Origin of the sequence: Anaerolactibacter massiliensis, assembly GCF_900290205.1 — a bacterium.
Taxonomy (GTDB): domain Bacteria; phylum Bacillota_I; class Bacilli_A; order Erysipelotrichales; family Erysipelotrichaceae; genus Bulleidia; species Bulleidia intestinalis.
This window is the reverse complement of the sequence record NZ_OLMH01000001.1, coordinates 100,033-119,096: the sequence shown is the minus strand read 5'-3', so window position 1 is coordinate 119,096 and position 19,064 is coordinate 100,033. Positions and strand designations below refer to the sequence as shown.

16 protein-coding genes, 1 other RNA gene and 1 other annotated feature are annotated in these 19,064 nt (G+C 47.6%); of the genes, 3 read left to right on the top strand and 14 right to left on the bottom strand.

The window, feature by feature from the left end:
* Positions 1-14: 14 nt before the first annotated feature.
* The 8 genes from C7E00_RS00625 to serS all read right to left on the bottom strand — a co-directional run bounded on the left by C7E00_RS00625 (position 15) and on the right by serS (position 7,421).
* Positions 15-1,682: a formate--tetrahydrofolate ligase gene (locus tag C7E00_RS00625; protein ID WP_275656047.1), complete on the bottom strand. Its 1,668-nt coding sequence runs from the start codon at positions 1,680-1,682 to the stop codon at positions 15-17.
* Positions 1,683-1,704: 22 nt separating this feature from the next.
* Positions 1,705-2,298 carry a recombination mediator RecR gene (gene recR / locus C7E00_RS00620; RefSeq protein WP_105302438.1) on the bottom strand — a complete coding sequence of 198 codons (594 nt, stop codon included), beginning with the start codon at positions 2,296-2,298 and terminating at the stop codon, positions 1,705-1,707.
* Positions 2,299-2,301: 3 nt separating this feature from the next.
* Positions 2,302-2,601: a YbaB/EbfC family nucleoid-associated protein gene (locus C7E00_RS00615; protein ID WP_105302437.1), complete on the bottom strand. Its 300-nt coding sequence runs from the start codon at positions 2,599-2,601 to the stop codon at positions 2,302-2,304.
* 2 nt (positions 2,602-2,603) lie between these two features.
* The gene (dnaX, locus tag C7E00_RS00610; protein ID WP_105302436.1) at positions 2,604-4,337 is read right to left on the bottom strand and encodes a DNA polymerase III subunit gamma/tau; all 1,734 of its coding nucleotides are present in this window, start codon (positions 4,335-4,337) and stop codon (positions 2,604-2,606) included.
* Between the two features lie 67 nt (positions 4,338-4,404).
* The gene (locus tag C7E00_RS00605) at positions 4,405-4,905 is read right to left on the bottom strand and encodes a nucleoside deaminase (protein WP_105302435.1); all 501 of its coding nucleotides are present in this window, start codon (positions 4,903-4,905) and stop codon (positions 4,405-4,407) included.
* Between the two features lie 6 nt (positions 4,906-4,911).
* Positions 4,912-4,997: signal recognition particle sRNA small type (gene ffs, locus C7E00_RS00600), an RNA gene on the bottom strand.
* A 248-nt stretch (positions 4,998-5,245) separates the two neighbouring features.
* Entirely contained in the window at positions 5,246-5,812 is a 567-nt protein-coding gene (locus C7E00_RS00595) for a YdcF family protein (protein WP_167836404.1), read from the bottom strand.
* Positions 5,813-6,116: 304 nt separating this feature from the next.
* On the bottom strand, positions 6,117-7,421 hold the full coding sequence (gene serS, locus C7E00_RS00590; protein ID WP_105302433.1) for a serine--tRNA ligase: 1,305 nt from the start codon (positions 7,419-7,421) through the stop codon (positions 6,117-6,119).
* A 32-nt stretch (positions 7,422-7,453) separates the two neighbouring features.
* Positions 7,454-7,670 (bottom strand) — a binding site (T-box leader).
* 190 nt (positions 7,671-7,860) lie between these two features.
* On the opposite strand from serS, the gene C7E00_RS00585 reads away from it, so the two are divergent.
* The 3 genes from C7E00_RS00585 (at position 7,861) to C7E00_RS00575 (ending at position 10,034) form a co-directional block, all read left to right on the top strand.
* Positions 7,861-8,694 (top strand): hypothetical protein, encoded by an 834-nt coding sequence (locus C7E00_RS00585; protein ID WP_135358119.1) that lies wholly within the window; start codon positions 7,861-7,863, stop codon positions 8,692-8,694.
* A gap of 150 nt (positions 8,695-8,844) precedes the next feature.
* A complete protein-coding gene (locus tag C7E00_RS00580; protein ID WP_105302431.1) occupies positions 8,845-9,081 on the top strand; it encodes a hypothetical protein in 237 nt (78 codons plus the stop codon).
* Positions 9,082-9,092: 11 nt separating this feature from the next.
* Positions 9,093-10,034, top strand: a complete 942-nt coding sequence (locus C7E00_RS00575; RefSeq protein WP_105302430.1) for a DUF1848 domain-containing protein — start codon at positions 9,093-9,095, stop codon at positions 10,032-10,034.
* A gap of 37 nt (positions 10,035-10,071) precedes the next feature.
* Here C7E00_RS00575 and gyrA read toward each other — a convergent pair whose 3' ends face one another.
* From gyrA to dnaN, 6 genes are all read right to left on the bottom strand, one after another.
* Positions 10,072-12,603, bottom strand: a complete 2,532-nt coding sequence (gyrA, locus tag C7E00_RS00570) for a DNA gyrase subunit A (protein ID WP_204378530.1) — start codon at positions 12,601-12,603, stop codon at positions 10,072-10,074.
* 12 nt (positions 12,604-12,615) lie between these two features.
* Complete coding sequence (gyrB, locus tag C7E00_RS00565; RefSeq protein WP_105302429.1) at positions 12,616-14,616, bottom strand: DNA topoisomerase (ATP-hydrolyzing) subunit B; 2,001 nt, start codon at positions 14,614-14,616, stop codon at positions 12,616-12,618.
* Positions 14,616-15,701, bottom strand: coding sequence for a DNA replication/repair protein RecF (recF, locus tag C7E00_RS00560; protein WP_105302428.1), 1,086 nt, complete (start codon positions 15,699-15,701; stop codon positions 14,616-14,618). Before recF ends, gyrB begins: the two co-directional genes overlap by 1 nt.
* Entirely contained in the window at positions 15,698-15,898 is a 201-nt protein-coding gene (gene yaaA, locus C7E00_RS00555; RefSeq protein WP_105302427.1) for a S4 domain-containing protein YaaA, read from the bottom strand. Before yaaA ends, recF begins: the two co-directional genes overlap by 4 nt.
* Positions 15,899-16,102: 204 nt before the next feature.
* Positions 16,103-17,908, bottom strand: coding sequence for an oligoendopeptidase F (gene pepF / locus C7E00_RS00550; protein WP_105302426.1), 1,806 nt, complete (start codon positions 17,906-17,908; stop codon positions 16,103-16,105).
* Positions 17,909-17,922: 14 nt separating this feature from the next.
* A complete protein-coding gene (gene dnaN / locus C7E00_RS00545; RefSeq protein ID WP_235897249.1) occupies positions 17,923-19,056 on the bottom strand; it encodes a DNA polymerase III subunit beta in 1,134 nt (377 codons plus the stop codon).
* Positions 19,057-19,064 lie beyond the last annotated feature (8 nt).

Genomic DNA, 19,064 nt, shown 5'->3' with positions numbered 1-19,064 from the left:
CCTACCCCTGATTCTCAGAAGATTCCGTAGCTGTTTCCGTTCTCGTCAATTCCCATATGCAGCGCTGCCGGATCTTTCGGCAGTCCCGGCATCGTCAGAATAGAGCCCGTATACGCAACGATGAACCCAGCACCTTTTGAAATAGAAAGATCTCTGACATGGATGACAAAACCTGTCGGTCTGCCCTTGAGATCCGGATTATCACTCAGCGAAGACTGCGTCTTGGCCATGCAGATTGGAAGATGATCCCATCCCTGTTCCTTGTAGAATGCAATCTTCTCTTCTGCCTCCGGAGAGAACTCAGCTCCATCTGCACCGTAGATCTTCTGTGCAATCAGAGAGATCTTGTTTTCGATGGAATCATTCACATCATACAGGGGCGCAAATGCATTCGGTTCGTCGCAGAGCTTCACGACATGCGAAGCAAGCTCTTTCGTTCCTTCGCCGCCCTTTGCCCAGCCATCAGACTCTTCAACAGGGTATCCCTTTTCTCTGCACCAGTTCAGAAGTGCTTCCACTTCTGCCGGAGTATCTTTCGCGAACTTGTTGATCGCGACAATATACGGAACATGATACTGGCTGATGCTGTCGATATGCTTTTCGAGATTCGAAGCACCTGCAAGCATGGCTTCCACATTTTCCTTTTCCAGATCTTCCTGCGCAACTCCGCCATGCATCTTCAGAGCTCTTACCGTCGCAACGATCACAACCGCATCCGGCTTGAGACCGGCAGTGCGGCACTTGATATCGAAGAACTTCTCAGCTCCGAGATCCGCACCGAAGCCTGCCTCTGTCACAACATAGTCTGCAAGCTTCAGAGCTGTCTTGGTTGCGATGATGGAATTGCAGCCATGAGCGATATTGGCAAACGGACCGCCATGGATCAGAACCGGTGTATGTTCCAGCGTCTGTACCAGATTCGGCTTGATTGCTTCTTTCATGACCACTGCTGCAGCACCATCAACCTTCAGATCTTTTACCGTCACCGGCTTATGATCATACGTATATGCTACGATACACTCACCAATCCGGTTCTGGAAATCCTTCAGATTCTCAGACAGGCATAGAACTGCCATGACTTCTGACGCAACTGTGATCACGAAATGATCCTTGCGCTCGACTCCGTTGGTCTTCTTGTTCTGCGCAATCGTGATATCGCGGAGCGTGCGGTCGTTCATATCCATGCATCTCTTCCAGACAACCTGCTCCGGATCGATATTCAGTTCATTTCCCTGATAAATGCTGTTATCGAGAACGGCAGCAATCAGGTTATTGCACGTCGTGATTGCATGCATGTCCCCGGTGAAGTGAAGGTTGATCTCTTCCATCGGAACAACCTGCGCATAGCCGCCTCCGGCAGCACCGCCCTTGAGACCGAATACCGGACCAAGAGACGGTTCACGCAGACATGCCATTGCTTTCTTTCCGATCTTTGAAAGACCATCTGCCAGACCGATCGTCGTGGTTGATTTTCCTTCTCCGGCTTTCGTCGGCGTGATCGCTGTGACGAGGACCAGCTTTCCATCAGGACGGGAGCCGATTTCATCATGAATCTTCAGAGAGACCTTAGCTTTATCATTTCCATAAGGTTCCAGATACTTCCGGTCGATCCCTGCACGATCTGCAATCGTGAAGATGTCTTCCAGTTTTGCTGCCTGTGCAATTGTCAGATCATTGTTCATAATTCCAGCTCCCTTTCCTTCCTTACATTTTTCTGCGATCAGACAGCGCATGGCTCAGCGTCATCTCATCTGCGTAATCAAGCATTCCCCCAGCCGGCAAGCCATGGGCAATTCTGGTTACCAATAAACCCGGACACTTCTGCTTCAGCAGACGATCCAGATACATTGCCGTTGTTTCTCCATCCATCGTTGCATTGGTAGCGATGATTACTTCCTCTGCATGCATGGCGCGCTCCACAAGCAAATCAAGATTCAGATCCTCCGGCATGATTCCCTTGGTGGAAGAAATCAGTCCATTCAGCACATGATAGACTCCGTGATATTCTCCCGTATTCTCCATGGCAATCACATCCTTCGGAGACTGAACTACGAAGATCTGCTTATGATTCCGATCCGGATCACTGCAGATCGAACACTCTTCTCCTTCAGAAAGATTTCCGCAGATGCTGCAATGATGCAGCTTTTCCTTCACATCAATCAGTGCTTCTGCAAATTCCCTGACCTGTGACTCTTCCATCTCACTGATCAGAAGTGCATAACGCTCCGCAGTCTTAGCACCGACTCCTGGAAGTTTCCGGAAACATTCGATCAGTTTTTCCAGACTAGCCGGATACATTCTTTACATCCCCGGCATGCGGACGCCCTGTGTCACAGAGCCCATCTTCGCTTCCCGATCAGCTTTTGCTTTTGCCTGCGCATCATTGACTGCAAGCATGACCATATCCTGCAGCATATCCTTGTTCTCCTTATCCAGAAGATCTTCATCAATGGAGACTTCAGTCACTTCATTCTTTCCATTTACTTTGACTTCCACTCCATTGTTCTTTCCTTCATAGATTGTTGCGTCCAGCTCTTCTTCAATCTTTGCAAGCTTTCGCTGCATCTGCTGCGCCTGCTGCATCAGTCTCTGCATATCCATACTCATTTATCTCCTTCTATGATTTCCACATTCTCTGCTCCGAATAATTTCAGAGTCTTCTCTTCCGGAGTCAGTTCTTTTTCTACTTTCTTCTCGGGTTCTTCATAGCGATGAACCACCATCGCTTCCGGAAGGGCTTTGCCCTTCATCAGCGAAGCATAATGACTTCTCACTTCCGCATACAGATCCGCTGATGCTGCAAACGGCATCTTATCAATTCCATTTGATTTCAGATATTCATAGAACCCGCGGTTGAAATCCGCCTCAGAAATCTGATTGACCACCGCCTGAGTTCTGCAGATGAACAGAATGCGATCCGCACCGGAAGCACCAAGATCACACTGCCGAAGCACTCCGATATAGCGATTCATCTGAATTCCGCCTGTCAGCTTTTTCAGAATCTCATCATCTGCTTTCTTGTCTGCCTTTGTGCAGGAGACAAGGAATGCCGTCAGGTGATCGAGATCCAGCAATTCAATTTTCTTTCCGGAATCCGTCTTCAAAACGGGTTCTGGTTTCTCTTCCGCAGGAGTTATCGAAGGAATCGTATCAGCCGGTTCCGTTTTCATGCTTGCATGGAAGCTCACCGGTTCCGGTTCTTTCTTCTTTTCAGGTACATAAGGTTTTTCTTCTGCAGGTTCAGAAGTTCGTATCACCGCTTCAGAAGGCGTCATAAGCTCCATGCATGCAATCTCGAATACCTGAGCGGTGCTCTGCGCATTGCGATACTGGTTCTGCGCATCCATCAGCGTGCGTATCATATCCAGCAGCTCTCTTGAAGAGTGTCCTTCTGATACATGACAAGCCTGCTGTTCCGTCAGCACATGAAGCAGCGAAGCATCCGAGGTGTAATTCCAGATCACCCCATCTTTCAAGGCACTGATCAGATCTGCGGTCAGACGTTTCAGATCAATTCCATGCTGTTCTGAGTTGATGATCCGATCCAGGACTCCAGCCAGATTCTTTGCAAAGATATCATCAAGAAGACCGATCTTCTCTTCAGCAGATGCAAGTCCGTAAATCTCATCGATAGATTCTTCCGTGATATTATCAGCGGAATAAGAAGCTGCCTGCTCGAGGATACTCAAGGCATCGCGCATGCCGCCATCCGACAGTTCTGCAATCTTCTCTGCCGCATTCTGATCAAGATGGAAATTCTCCTTTGATGCAATCAAAAGCAGATGATCTTTGATCAGCGTCGTATCCACCTTCGAGAAATCAAATCTCTGGCATCTTGAAATAATCGTATTGATCAGCTTCTGAGGATCTGTTGTTGCCAGAATGAAGATCACATGTTCCGGTGGTTCTTCCAGAGTTTTCAGCAGTGCGGATGCAGCACTCGTACTCAGCTGATGAACCTCGTCGATGATATAGACTTTATGCTTACCCATCATCGGTGCAAGACGGGACCGTTCAATCAGATCTCTGATATCTTCGACATGCGTTTCATTTGCCGCATTGATTTCAATAATATCAGGGTGCGTTCCCTCAATTGCCGCTCTGCAGTTTGCACAATGGCCGCAGGGAGCTTCTGCCGGATTCTCGCAATTCACTGCCCTGGCAAGCAGACGAGCCATCGTGGTCTTTCCGGTTCCGCGAGGACCGCAGAACAGATATGCATGACCTACTTTATTTTCCTTCAGTGCATTTTTGATGGAGCGAACGACATATTCCTGGCCGACGACTTCATCAAATGTCTGAGAACGATATTTCTGATACAGTGCCAAACGACTCATGGAATTCCTCACAAACTACTTTAATTATAACAAAATCCCGTACACATAAACGGCACGGGATATACAGTTATTGAGCCTTTCTGAACTCATTTCTGTCTCTTTTTTTCTTCTTTCTCTTTTCCCGGAAGAAGTCAGAGAGAATCGCAGAGCACTCTGGCTGCAGAATACCGGAATGGATCTCCTTCGGATATGTTCCGATATGGCGGATCGTCTTGATCTGGATCAGAGAATCTACCGTTCCTCCTTTCGGATCACTAGTTCCATAATATAATGCATGGATCCTTGAAAGACCTATTACCCCGGTGCACATCATGCATGGTTCCAGGGTCACATAAAGATCGCAGTCATCCAGGCACCATGTCCCGAGTTTTGACGAAGCTTTCCGGATTGCAAGCATTTCTGCATGCGCATCTGCCTTCTGATTTTTCTCTCTGAGATTATGTGCACGCGAAATGACTTTCCCATCACGGACGATCACTGCCCCGACCGGAACTTCATCAATCACTCTCGCCTTTTCCGCTTCACGGAGTGCAAGTCTCATGAAATCTTCTGCAGTCTTCTCTTTCATAGAAATAAAAAGTGGTACACGCAGACATAAGTAGGTATGGCTGCTTCCTTCCGGACCTGACCAGGTTGTATACCATGTCTGCTGTACCAATGTGATTATACCGGAAACAGAAGCTTTCATCAACTTCCGGAATCAGCGTTTTCAGGACCTTCTGAAACCTGCATAAATAAGCCATTTTCTGGCATGCAATGCTGAAACGTCCGTTTTCCGGAATCGAATTTTTATTTTACACATCATTACCAATCTCATTTTCGTTCATCGTTCATTTCAGCATCACAATTTTTCTGATCAGATTTTCCCTGTTCTGCCCTCGGAGATGCCACATCTTGACGTTAGGGAATTAGTCTGCAATCCATTCATGGAGAATTCCATACATTTCACGAATCCAGTAAGAAGGCAGAACATACCACGGAGTCGGGGAACCAAGCAATTCGTAGTCCAGATGGTAATGCCGGGCAAGGTATCCTGCTCGATACAGATGGAAGTCAGAAGTGACAATCAGGACGGAGGCACTGAGATGATTATTCTGCAGGACTGTTTCAGAATATTCGATATTTTCTCTGGTGGAATGAGATTGGTTTTCCAGATAGATTCGGTCGGATTTGATTCCATGTTCGATCAGGTAATCTTTCATGGATTCTGCTTCTGTGTATCCTCTCTGATCGTCCAGCCCTCCTGAAACGATAATTGCTGAATGAGGGTTATCATTCAGATATTCCAGTGCAGTATCCAGTCTCTCACGCATTACATCTGATGGTCTGCCATCATCATTGACGCCGCTTCCCAGAATGATTACCGTGCTGTTCTCCTTCTGACCATTGCTATGAACGGACAGGATCAGACCGGTTGTAATCACTGCCAGGGAAATGACAGCAGCAATGACTAGATATAAGATGGAGCAAATCACTTTATAAAATCTGCTCTTATGTCTGCTGCACCATTCTCTGATTTGGCAGTGATATTTTGCCGCCAGAAATATCAGTACTGAGACAATCAGACCCGTATTTGTTCCGATATTCCAGTATCCTAATCCTTCTGTGCATAGAAACCATATGGTTCCGAACAGACCTGCTATCTCCAGTATCTTCATAGTCTTGGCAATTGTTTCACGTGAAACATTTTTAGTTGTTCTCTCTTATTATATCTTCCCTTTCTTCATAAAAAAGACAGGAGTCTGACTCTCCTGTCTTACGAGGGAAGAACTCTGAAGATTACAGAGTGTTCTTCTTTTCTTTCTTCGGGACAAGAATTTCCTGGCCGCCCATATAAGGACGAAGCGGTTCAGGGATTCTTACAGTCCCATCAGCCTGAAGGTTGTTTTCAAAGAAGGCAATCAGCATTCTCGGCGGAGCAACAACCGTGTTATTCAAAGTATGAGCGAAGTAGTTGCCCTTCTCTCCCTTGATGCGAATGCCTAGTCTTCTTGCCTGGGCATCACCGAGGTTGGAGCAGCTGCCTACTTCGAAGTATTTCTTCTGACGCGGAGACCAAGCTTCAACGTCGCAGCTCTTAACTTTCAGGTCTGCAAGATCTCCAGAGCAGCATTCCAGCGTGCGGACCGGAATATCCAGAGAACGGAAGAAGTCTACACTGTTATGCCAGAGCTCATCATAGTACTTCTTGGAGTCTTCCGGCTCGCAGACAATCACCATTTCCTGCTTTTCAAACTGATGAACACGATACAAACCTCTCTCTTCAATGCCATGCGCACCGACTTCCTTCCGGAAGCACGGGCTGTAGGAGGTCAGCTTATAAGGAAGACGATCTTTCTTCAGCGTACGATTCATGAAGCGGCCGATCATGGAATGCTCGGAAGTACCGATCAGATATAGATCTTCGCCTTCAATCTTATACATCATGTTCTGCATTTCAGAGAAGGACATGACGCCATTGACGACATTTCCGTGGATCATGAACGGCGGAATGAAGTATGTGTATCCCCTGCCGATCATGAAGTCACGTGCGTAGCTCAGAATGGAAGAATGCAGACGAGCAACATCTCCCATCAGATAATAGAATCCATTTCCTGATGTCTCTCTTGCACTATCCAGATCCAGGCCATCCAGGGATTCCAGAATATCCGTATGATATGGAATTTCGAAGTCAGGCACTACAGGTTCACCGAAGCGCTCAATTTCAACATTCTCAGAATCATCTTTTCCAATCGGAACAGAAGGGTCAATGATGTTCGGAATCACCATCATTCTCTTCTTGATTTCATCCTGAAGCTTTTCCTCGCTCTCTTCCAGATCCTGGAGTTCCTTCTCAAGATCCTTTACCTTCTGCTTGGCCGCTTCAGCCTCGTCCTTCTTGCCTTCTCTCATCAGAAGTCCGATTTCCTTGGAGATCCTATTGCGGTCGCCGCGAAGTGCATCGCCTTTTGTCTTTGCATCACGGAACTGCTTGTCGAATTCAGCAACTTCATCAACTAACGGAAGTTTTTCATCCTGGAATTTCTTGCGAATATTCTCTTTCACGAGTTCCGGATTTTCGCGAATAAGCTTGATATCAATCATATAGTCCTCCTGAAAATAAAAAACACCATCCGATAAGGGACGATGTGTTGATCGCGGTGCCACCCTATTTGCCAAAATTGTTTCACGTGAAACAATTCAGACCACTCAAGACTGGCAGATAACGGCTGCCACCGGAAAGGATTGGTTTCACTCCGGGAAGGATTTCATTCCGGCATCTGTCAGCTCGCATCATCCGCTGACTTTCTGAAAGAATACCAGGAAACTACTTGTTCCCATCACTGTTTATGGCTTCATTTAAGCATCGGCAGGCAGGTTTGTCAAGGTCTGCAGAAAGATGCTATCATGTACCAGAAAGCAGGTAAATTCCTTGAAAAAACACCTCATATTCATGCTCACAGGAATACTCTTTCTGAGTGCATGTTCCAAACAGAACAGTACCTCACAGACCACCACACAGGATGAATATTATGGCCCGGTTGTGAGTGAAGATACCAGAACAGACGAAGAAAAAGAACTGGAAATGATCCAGAACTGCATTGCAGATTACCAGACGGATACGATTTCAGATGCAGAAAAAAGACTGGAAAACCAGGGAATCCATTTTCCCAGTCTTCCTCTTGAACTGATCTCCCTTCCAGAGATCAGCTCCCTGGATGATCTGATCCAGGTCGAAGTAGATTCTTCTACCAGCAATATCTATTACACCGGCATGTACCTGGTCAATGACAAATACCAGGTATACTTCATGATTTATAACCCTACAGGCGGAAGCTTCTGGATGAATGGCGGCATTCAGTTCGAAATAGATCCTTCTCTGGTCACAGCCGATGATCCGCAGTACTCGGAATACCGTTCAGCACTGACTGATCTGCTTGCACAGGAAAATGAGGTCCTCTGCTGGCTGATGGGTATCAATGTCAAAGTCTCCGAAGAAGAAGGGCCTGTCAAAGGATATCATGAGGTTCAGGCAATGGGAGACTATGATCCGAAGACGATCAATGACGTCAAAGCAATTGCAGAGAAGGTATTTACGCAGGATTACCTGAAAGAGAATTACTACCCAGCGGCATTCGAGCGAGAAAGTTCTACCTTTCTGGAACAGGATGGAAAACTGTACTGTGCAGAAACGATTCTGACGGAACAGAAGTCTTCCTATTCCATCAACCCGAACTACATCATTGCAGCGAAGGAAACAGATGGCACCGTGAAGCTTGACATGCTTGCAGATGTGAATGGCGAAGTGCAGCCAATCATCCACCGTGTACAGCTTGCACGCATAGATGACAGATTCCGCCTTCCGGAAGTATACTGACCAGAAACAGACTTAAAAATAACATTTTTTGAATGCATAGAATAATAAAAAATGGTTTTATTTCTACCCGTATGCATGAATGAAAAGAAATGCATGCTATAATGTCAGCACAAAAAGACGCCCTAAGGGAAGCGTCGATGGAGAACAATTATGCCAAGAAAAAAGAACACTTACGAAAAGAAACTGGAGTACAACAATGCGTACAATCGCGAAAACTACCGTTCTTTCTCCATCCGCTACAGCAAGGACTCGGAGAAGAAGATCATCAGCTGGCTTGAGAAACAGCCGGGAGTAAAGGCCTACATCACTGACCTGATTCTGGCAGACATGGAAAGTGCCAAGGCCAAGAAAGCTAAAAAGGCAGTTGTCAGAAAAGCAGCAAAGTAATCACAGTTTATATGATTCTGACTGCCGGAGAGAGAACAGATATTGTCCAATACTACACTCCATGGTTCATGAATCGGCTTCACGAGGGTTTCGTAGATGTACGAAACCCTTTTTATCCAAAAAGGGTGAACCGATATCGGATCAGTCCGGAGATCGTAGACGCGATCATATTCTGTTCCAAGAACTATGAACCGATCCTTCCTTATCTGCCTGAGATCATGGGTCAGTACCCTGTTTATTGTTTTTATACCATTACTGCATATGGAAGAGATATTGAACCGAATGTTCCTTCGGTACAGGCTTCGGTCGATACCTTTCGGAAACTGTCAGACATCGTCGGTAAGAAACGGACAGCCTGGCGTTATGATCCGGTGCTGATCTATGGTCCTTATAGCGCTGAATCTCACCTGAAGCAGTTTGAAGCAATGGCTTCTGCCTTGTCTCCTTATACTTCCAGATGCATCTTCTCTTTTGTCTATATGTATGGGAAGCTGAAGGTCACGTTTCCGGATCTGAAGCCTGTTTCGAGGAAAGATCGTCTCATCCTGGCAGAAGGATTCGGGAAAATTGCAGCATCCTATGGCATGACGATTTCTACCTGCGGAGATCCGGATGATTATACGGGATACGGAATCAGAAGAAGCGGATGCCTCAGCACAGAGATTCTGAGCGAAGCAGAAGACATGCCTCTGAAACAGATTCCCTGCCATAATGCAAGACCAGGAACCGGATGTAGGTGCATTGATCAGCGGGCAATCGGAGCTTATGATACATGTCCGAATGGATGCAGGTACTGCTATGCCAATCATTCACGCAGCACGATCCTGCGCAACCGCTCCATGCATGATCCTTATTCATCCATGCTGATCGGACACCTGCAGAAAGACGATGAGCTGGTCGAAGGAAAGCAGGTTAGCTATCGCAAGAGAGCATATCAGGAACGCCTCTTCTGAAAAAAGCAGAGCACTTAGTGTTCTGCTTTTCATCTGACTATTCAGTCTTTTCAGAATTCTCAGGTTCAGGTTTCCCGGAAGCTTCCGGACCAGATTCCTCTGTTTCGGGTTCTTCTGTTTCCGGTTCCACAATTGCAACTGTAGAGACTCTGGATCCGTCAGCAACCTTGATGAATCTCACGCCTTGTGCATTTCTGCCCGTGGTAGACAGCGGTGCCAGCGAGATCCGGATGATAATGCCATCATCAGTCATGATCATGCAGTCTTCGTTGCCGTTCACTGCTTTCATGCATACCAGATTTCCGGTCTTCTCCGTGATGTTCATGGTTTTCACGCCCTTCGCACCGCGGCCTGTCAGACGGTATTCACCGAGATCAGACATCTTGCCGTAGCCATGCTCAGATACGGTCAGAATCTTCTTTCCTTCTTCTGAGGTAGCCATGCCTATAACGGACCCTCCATCCACATTGAAGCCTCTGACACCCATTGCCGTACGTCCGGAAGGACGGACTTCATCCTCACGGAAGCGGATTGCCTTGCCATTGGTCCCAGCAATCAGGATATCTGCATTCCCGGCAGTTCCCTTCACGAAGGCAAGCTCATCATCTTCTTTCAGAGTGATGGCAATCTTGCCATTCTTGTTAATGCTGAAGAATTCCTCGATCGGAACTCTCTTCACCAGTCCGAGTTTTGTTACGAAGAACAGATACTTCGCTTCTGCATCATTGCTGTAAGGAACCAGCGCACGGACTTTCTCATCTTTCTCCAGCTGCAGCAGGTTGATCACCGGGATGCCTTTGCTGGTCCGGCTATATTCCGGAATGTTATAACCCTTCAAGCGATAGACTCTGCCCTTGCTGGTGAAGAACAGAATGTTATCGTGCGTAGACATGCCAACGAACTGATCGATCAGATCATCTTCATTCAGGCTCATGCCCTTGATCCCCTTGCCGCCGCGATTCTGCACCTTGTAGGTATCCCTGGTCTGCCGCTTGATATAGCCATTCTCTGAAATCGTGATGATGACATCTTCAACCGGGATCAGATCTTCATCTTCCATATCCGTCGGTGCATTGATGATTTCAGATCTGCGCGGATCCGCATATTTTCCTTTGATCTCAGTCAGTTCATCCTTCAGGATCTTCTCAATGCGTTCATGATGAGCCAGGATATCCTGGTAGTCAGCAATCTTAATCAGAAGTTCCTGATACTCATTCTCGATCTTTTCTCTCTCCAGACCAGTCAGTCGGCGGAACTGCATATCAAGAATTGCTTTTGCCTGGATCTCATCCAGCCCGAATCCATTCATCAGTCTCGGCATTGCTTCATTAGCATCCTTGGAATCACGGATCGTATGAATAATCGCATCGAGGTTATCTACTGCAATTCTCAATCCTTCCAGGATATGTGCTCTTGCGGATGCCTTGTCCAGATCAAACTGCGTCCTCCTGGTAATCACTTCTTCCTGGAACATGATATATTCCTTCAGAATTTCAATGATTCCAGCCTGCTTCGGAGCACCATGAATCAGGACAACATTGTTGACCGCAAAATTGGACTGCAGCGGACTCAGCCGATACAGCTGATTCAGAAGCACATCTGGCTGCACATCCTTGCGCAGTTCAATCACGACACGGATGCCATCCATATTGGACTCATCGCGAAGATCGGTGATTCCTTCAATCTGCTTTTCCTTTACCAGCGAAGCAATACGTTCCACCATGGCAGCTTTATTGACCATGTAAGGAATCTCATAGACCACGATGCGCTTTTTGCCATTCGGCATCTCCTCGATCTTGGTCTTTGCCCGCATAATCACCGTTCCGCGGCCCGTCTCAAACGCATTCCGGATTCCGTTTCTGCCGAGAATATATGCACCCGTAGGGAAATCCGGACCTTTGATATAGTTCATCAGATCCATAACCGTGATCTCCGGATTATTCATGACCGCAAGGATGCCGTCAATCACTTCGCCGAGATTGTGAGGTGCGATGTTCGTCGCCATGCCTACTGCAATACCGGAAGAACCATTGACGAGGATATTCGGAAACCTTGAAGGAAGAACCGTAGGCTCCTTCTCTTCTCCATCATAGTTATCCTGCATGTCGACGGTATTCTTTTCGAGATCTCTCAGCATCTCTACTGCAATCTTCGACATCCGGGCTTCCGTATAACGCATGGCGGCTGCGCCATCGCCATCCATGGAACCGAAGTTGCCATGACCATCTACGAGCACCTGACGCATATTCCACGGCTGAGCCATGTAGACCAGCGCCCCGTAAATCGAGCTGTCACCATGAGGATGATATTTTCCCATCGTATCGCCGACGATACGCGCGCACTTCTTATACGGCTTATCCGGGCCGTTGTTCATCTCATTCATCGAGTACAGAATTCTTCTCTGTACCGGCTTCAGTCCATCTCTTACATCCGGAAGTGCACGGGCAACGATAACAGACATCGAATAATCCAGGAAGTCTCTGCGGATTTCCTTGGACAGTTCTGTTTCAGTAATATGCCCCGGGTCAAACTGTGACTCGTCAAACTCCATGTAATCATCTCTAGCCATAGTTCACCCTCCTCAGATATCCAGATTCTCTACGAAATTCGCATTCTCAATGATGAAATTCTTTCTGGGCTCCACTTCTTCTCCCATCAGCATGCTGAAGTTCTGATCAGCAGCCTCGGCATCATCAATCGTCACCCGGATCAGCGTCCGGTTCTTCGGATCCATGGTCGTCTCCCAGAGCTGTTCCGGATTCATTTCACCAAGTCCCTTGTATCTCTGAATGCCAAGACCAGAACCCATCTGAGCCTTGATCACTTCCAGCTGATGATCCGTGTATGCATACTTCACCGCATTGCCTTTCTGCACTTTATACAGAGGCGGCTGTGCAATATAGACATAGCCCTGCTCAACAATCGGCTTCATATAGCGATAGAAGAACGTCAGCAGCAGCGTTCTGATATGCGCACCATCGACATCGGCATCGGTCATGATGACAATCTTGTTGTAACGCAGCTTGCTCGTATCCACTTCATCCAGGATCCCGCATCCGAATGCAGTAATCATGGAACGGATTTCATTATTCTCAAACGCCCGATGCTGACGCGCTTTCTCGACATTCAGAATCTTGCCTCGAAGCGGCAGAATCGCCTGGTAATGAGAATCTCTTCCCTGCTTGGCAGAACCGCCTGCAGAGTCACCCTCGACGATATAGATTTCGCAGATACTTGCATCCTTGCTCGAGCAATCTGCCAGCTTGCCAGGCAGAGAACCTACTTCCAGCGCACTCTTTCTGCGAGTCAGCTCACGTGCCTTCTTCGCAGCCATACGCGCCTGGGATGCAAGCGTAGCCTTCTCCATGATCGCTTTTGCCTGGTCCGGATTCTCCATCAGGAAGCGTTCCAGAGAAGTGCCGAAGATATCCGAAACAATCTTTCTCACTTCGCTGTTTCCAAGCTTCGTCTTGGTCTGTCCTTCATACTGCGGATCCGGATGCTTGACGGAAATGACCGCCGTGATTCCTTCCTTGCAGTCATCCGTCGTGAGATTGTCATCCTTCTCTTTCAGAAATCCGTTATCTCTGGCATACTTGTTGATCACACGATTCAGAGCCAGATTGAAGCCCTCGAGATGCGTTCCGCCTTCAACCGTATTAATGTTGTTGCAGAACGTATAGACCGCAGGCTGATAGCCATCATTGTACTGAACTGCAACTTCAGCCTCGATGCCATCCTCATGACCTTCACAGTAAATCACATCCGGATGAATCACCGTATGATTCTTGTTCAGGAAGGAAACATACTCTTTCAGACCTCCCTTGAACATGAACTCATGATTTCTCTTTTCAGGATCCTCTTCCCGTTCATCGACAAATACGAGCCGGATTCCTTTATTCAGGAACGCAAGCTGTCTAAGCCTGTCTCTCAGCGTATTGTGATCATAGACTGTAGTCTCCTTGAAGATCAGCGGATCTGCCTTGAACCGTACGGTAGATCCATGTCTTGCAGGATCGCAGTCGCCGATGACCTTCAGAGGCTCTGCCGGATGACCGCCATGCTCAAACCGGATGAAATAGATCTTTCCTTCATGATATACATAGACTTCCAGCCATTCACTTAATGCATTGACGACCGAAGCACCGACACCATGCAGACCGCCGGACACCTTATACGCACCGCCGCCGAACTTGCCGCCCGCATGCAGCACCGTGAAGATCGTCTCGATCGTGGACTTTCCGGTCTTGGCATTGATTCCCGTCGGCATGCCGCGGCCATTGTCTTCTACCGTGATGATATTATCCTTGTCTACCGTCACCCGGATCGTGTCCGCATACCCAGCCATTGCCTCATCAATTCCGTTATCGACAATTTCCCATACCAGATGATGAAGACCTTTTGCAGAAGTACTCGCAATATACATGCCAGGACGCTTTCTGACAGCCTCCAGACCATCCAGAACCTGAATATCACTGTCACTGTACTCATGGGTCACTTTGGTATTCAGCTCTTCTCCGAGAACCGCATGGTCCTTATCTTCTTCCTCGGGAACTGTCACATTCTTTTCCTGCTCATCCATCACGTATTCCTCCCATCCAGCACATGGCCATGTTCGATCCGGAATTCCTTATGCGTTCCATCTCTCAGAAACGCCGGAACCTCCGTAGCCGTTATCACACACTGATAGGGCTTCTGTATCCGCTCAATCAGTCTCACCTGTCTCTTCATATCAAGTTCGCTCAGCACATCATCCAGCAGAAATACCGCACTCTTTCCGGTCTCTTTCCAAATATAATCCAGAATGGAACATTTGAATGCCAGCATCATCAGGCGCTTCTGTCCCTGACTGGCAGCCAGGACCACATTCTTTCCATTCAGCATATAAACCAGATCATCCCGATGCACTCCGATCCCGGTCACATGATTATCCAGATCTCTGGAACGATTCTCCTGATAGAGCGTTCTCAGCTCTTTCTCAAGATCCTCTTCAGCAAAACTGGTCTGATACACCACGCAGGCCTCTGCTTGATCCATGGACAGATCCTGATAATGACTCTGGATCGTATCATTGATCGCATCCGCAAACGCCCTTCTGGCTCTGATGATCGGAATCTCTTCCTGGATCATCTGCTCATCCAGCACATCCAGATAAGCAAGATCCGGCTGATACGACTTAAGCAGCGTATTGCGCTCCTTCAGAAGATTCCGGTACCGGTTCATCTGATATACATACGACGCATTCAGCTTCGAAATCTCCTGATCCATGATTCTCCGCCGTTCTCTCGGCGCATCCGAGAAAACGCCAAGATCATCCGGACTGAACAGAACCGCATTCAGAAGCCCTACAAACTCGCTGCTTCTCTTCACCGGAACCTGGTTCACGGAAAGCGTATGTCCGCCATGATGAATCACTGCCCGAAGCTTTTTCTCTTCTGCGTCGACAACCGTGCATCCGATATCCGCAAACGCACAGCCATCCCTGATCAGCTGTATCTCGCTGCTGACCCGATGCGATCTGGTCAGAGAAAGATAAACCAGACTTTCCAGAAGATTCGTCTTTCCCTGGGCATTCCATCCGGTAATCAGATTCAGACCCGAAGACAATGTCAGATGCTCTGACTCATAATTCCGGAAATTCCGGAGATGAAGATCTGTCACAATCATCCGACCGAAAACTTCCGCCCATTCACAGTGACAATATCACCAGGATAAAGCTTTCTGCCTCTGCGATCCTCATGGACCCCATTTACCTGAACATCATTGGACGCAATAAAAAGCTTAGCCTCTCCGCCCGTTTTAATGACGCCGGCTAGCTTCAGAAACTGGTCCAGCTTGATGTATTCTGTATGTATTTCAGCCATGCTTCAGAGAACTCATTTCCAGGTCATTCAAGACCTTATCTATTATACCACAAAACCCGCATGAACTGGCGCTTTCAGGCGGTTTTCAGACCCTCTGAACCAGCTTGAAAAAACCTATGCCGATCACCCTCATAAAACATCATGCATGCATATACTCTGAATGATAAAAAAAGGAAACCGGAATCACCGATTTCCTATTGCCTGTCACAGACCAGCTCTGTCAGCTGTCTTTTCTGCATCTTCCAGAATCCGATCGAACTTATCAATAGCCTGATTGATCGGTGCCGGCGTCGTCAGATCCACACCAGCATGTTTCAGCTCATCAATCGGATACTGACTGCTGCCCATGGAAAGAAACTCCAGGTACCGCTTCACAGCCGGCTCTCCTTCTTTCAGGATTCCTTCAGAAAGCGCTGCGGCAGTGCTGTATCCAGTCGCATAAACATAGACATAGAACGGAGAATAGAAATGAGGAATTCTTGCCCATTCATACTGAACCTCATCATCCATCGTCAGTTCTTCTCCGAAATACAGTCTGATCAGGTTCTGATAAACCTGATTCAGTGCTTCTGCATCGAGAGATTCTCCGCGCTCTGCCATCGCATGTGCTTCTTTCTCGAATTCGGCAAACATCGTCTGCCGATATACCGTGCCCTTGAATCCTTCGAGGTACTGATTCAGAAGCGCCAGACGCTTCATCGGTTCCTGTTCCCTGCTGAGCAGCTGTTCGATCAGAAGATTCTCGTTGACCGTAGAAGCAACTTCTGCCACGAACATCGTATAGTTCTCATACCATACCGGCTGAGTATGTCTGGTCAGCCAGGAATGAATGGAATGACCCATCTCATGCGCAATGGTGGAGACACTGTCCAGCGTGCCGGTGAAGTTCGTCAGAATGATCGGATTGCTCGTATAGCTGCCGGAAGAATATGCACCTCCGCGCTTGCCCTTATTCGGATACACATCAATCCAGTGATCCCGGAATGCCTGCGCTACCGTATTTCCGTATTCCGTTCCTAACGGCTTCACAGCTTCCAGAACCATCTTCTGGGCTTCTTCATACGTATAATGCTTTGTATCACCCTTCACTAACGGTGCATACAAATCATAGTAATGAAGCTCATCCACTCCCAGAAGCCGCTTTCTCAGCCGTTCGTACCGATACATTGAATTCATGCGTGCATGAATCGTATCGACGAGGTTGTCATAAACCGATACCGGAATATGATCACTCTCCATCGCCATTTCTCTGGAACTGGAATAATGACGGGCAGCAGCTTCAGCGGTTGCCGTCTTCACAGCCCCGGTATAAGTCGCAGCGAACGTATGAATATGTCCCTTGTAGGATGCATAGAAATTACGGAATGCATTTCTGCGCAGCACCCGGTCCTGGCTGTTTTCCAGCAGGATGTAATTGGACTCGGTAAGCTCATGCTTCACGCCAGCAGAATCTTCGGCAGCTTCAAACGTCAGATCCGCATCCATCAAGGCTCCCGCCGCATTTGAGCTTGCCGCAAATGCTTCGCCGAATCCGGCAAGCAGCTGTTCTTCTGATGCGGTCAGCGTATGTTTCTTGCGGCGGATCAGATTCTCAAGATAGAATGCATGGTCCTTCAGACAATCTGCAGTTCTGATTTTCTCGAGCTCTGCATCACTGAGACTCAGAATCTCTGGTTCTGCAAAGCTTGCTGCGGACATCATCTTCACATAGAGTCCGTATGCCCGGCTGTACATCGCCTGCGCTTTGCTGTCTCGCGTATCTTCATCATGCCTGGAGCTTGCATAGACAAACAGGTTCTCCAGCCTGATCTCAGATTCTGCTTCTTTCTTCAGATATGCTGCAATGGTCTCTGCATCTTTCAGCTTGCCGCGATAGAAAGAAATCTGATCCAGGTCTTTTTCAAATTCTGCAAATGCAGTTTCCCATGCTTCATCATTCACAAAGAAACTGGACAGATCCCACTGGAATTCAGGATCCATCTCTCTGCGTTCTTTCAGTTCTTCACTCATATCTTTCCTCTTTCTCACATATAGGTACGTACCGGAAGAATCAGCTCAATCACGCTGGAATCATCTTCTTCCGTGATGATGAACGGCTTCATGACTCCCGTAAAGGAAATCTTCACATTCTCGCCTTTGAAGATTCTCAGCGCATCCATCATGTACTGACCCGAGAAGCTGATATCAAGAGGATCTCCTTCATAGCTCACTGCATTCAGCACTTCATGGAACTCGCCGATCTCCTGGCTGCGGTTGGACAGAGAGATATCATCTGCTCCGGTCATCTGCAGATTCATCGTCGAGATGTTATCCGTCTTGATAAACGCTGCTCGATCCAGCGCATCCAGCAGCACCGTTCTGTTGATCAACATGGTCCGCGTGAAATCGTTCGGAATCAGGCGATTCGTATCCGGGAAGTCTCCTTCCAATAGCGTGGACTGCAGCATCACTTTGTCATTGGAGAACTGGATCTTCTTGTCATTCAGCGCCACCTTCACGGTCTGATCTTCTGCGAAGATATTCTTCACTTCATTCAGAGTCTTGGAAGGAACCGTGATCATGAACGGATCCGAAGCAATCGGAGCAGTTCTTCTGGAAAGACGATAGGAGTCGGTACCAGTGCATACAATCTCCTTGCCATCCGAATTGAAGTTCACGCCCGTCAGAACAGGTCTTGTCTCCTTGACTGCAGCAGCGAAAACTGTCTGTGTGATGAACTCATTCAGCGTTCCGGAATTGATCTCAAACTTCGTGGAAGGTTCGCTGAAGTCGATGGAAGGATAATCCTCCGGACGGATGCAGTTGATCTTGTATTCTGCTTTATTTCCTTCGAAATGCGTCAGCGTTCCATCGATGATCTCGATCTTGATCTGATCACTGTCAATCTTCTTGACGATGTCCATCAGGAATCTGGATTCAATGACAATCGATCCTTCTCCGGAAATGCTGAGACCAAGATCCGGATCCTTTTCGTTACTCAGAGTCATCTGAATGGAAATCACCGCGTTGCTTGCGGTCAGCAGCAGCTCGTTATCACTTGCAGTAATCAGGATTCCAGTCAGTGCAGGAACCGGTGAATTGGAAGAAATTGCTCTCGACGCAATGGTCAGTGCATTGTAGAACTTATCCCTGCTGATCTGGAAATTCATTTCGCTCATAGTTTCGC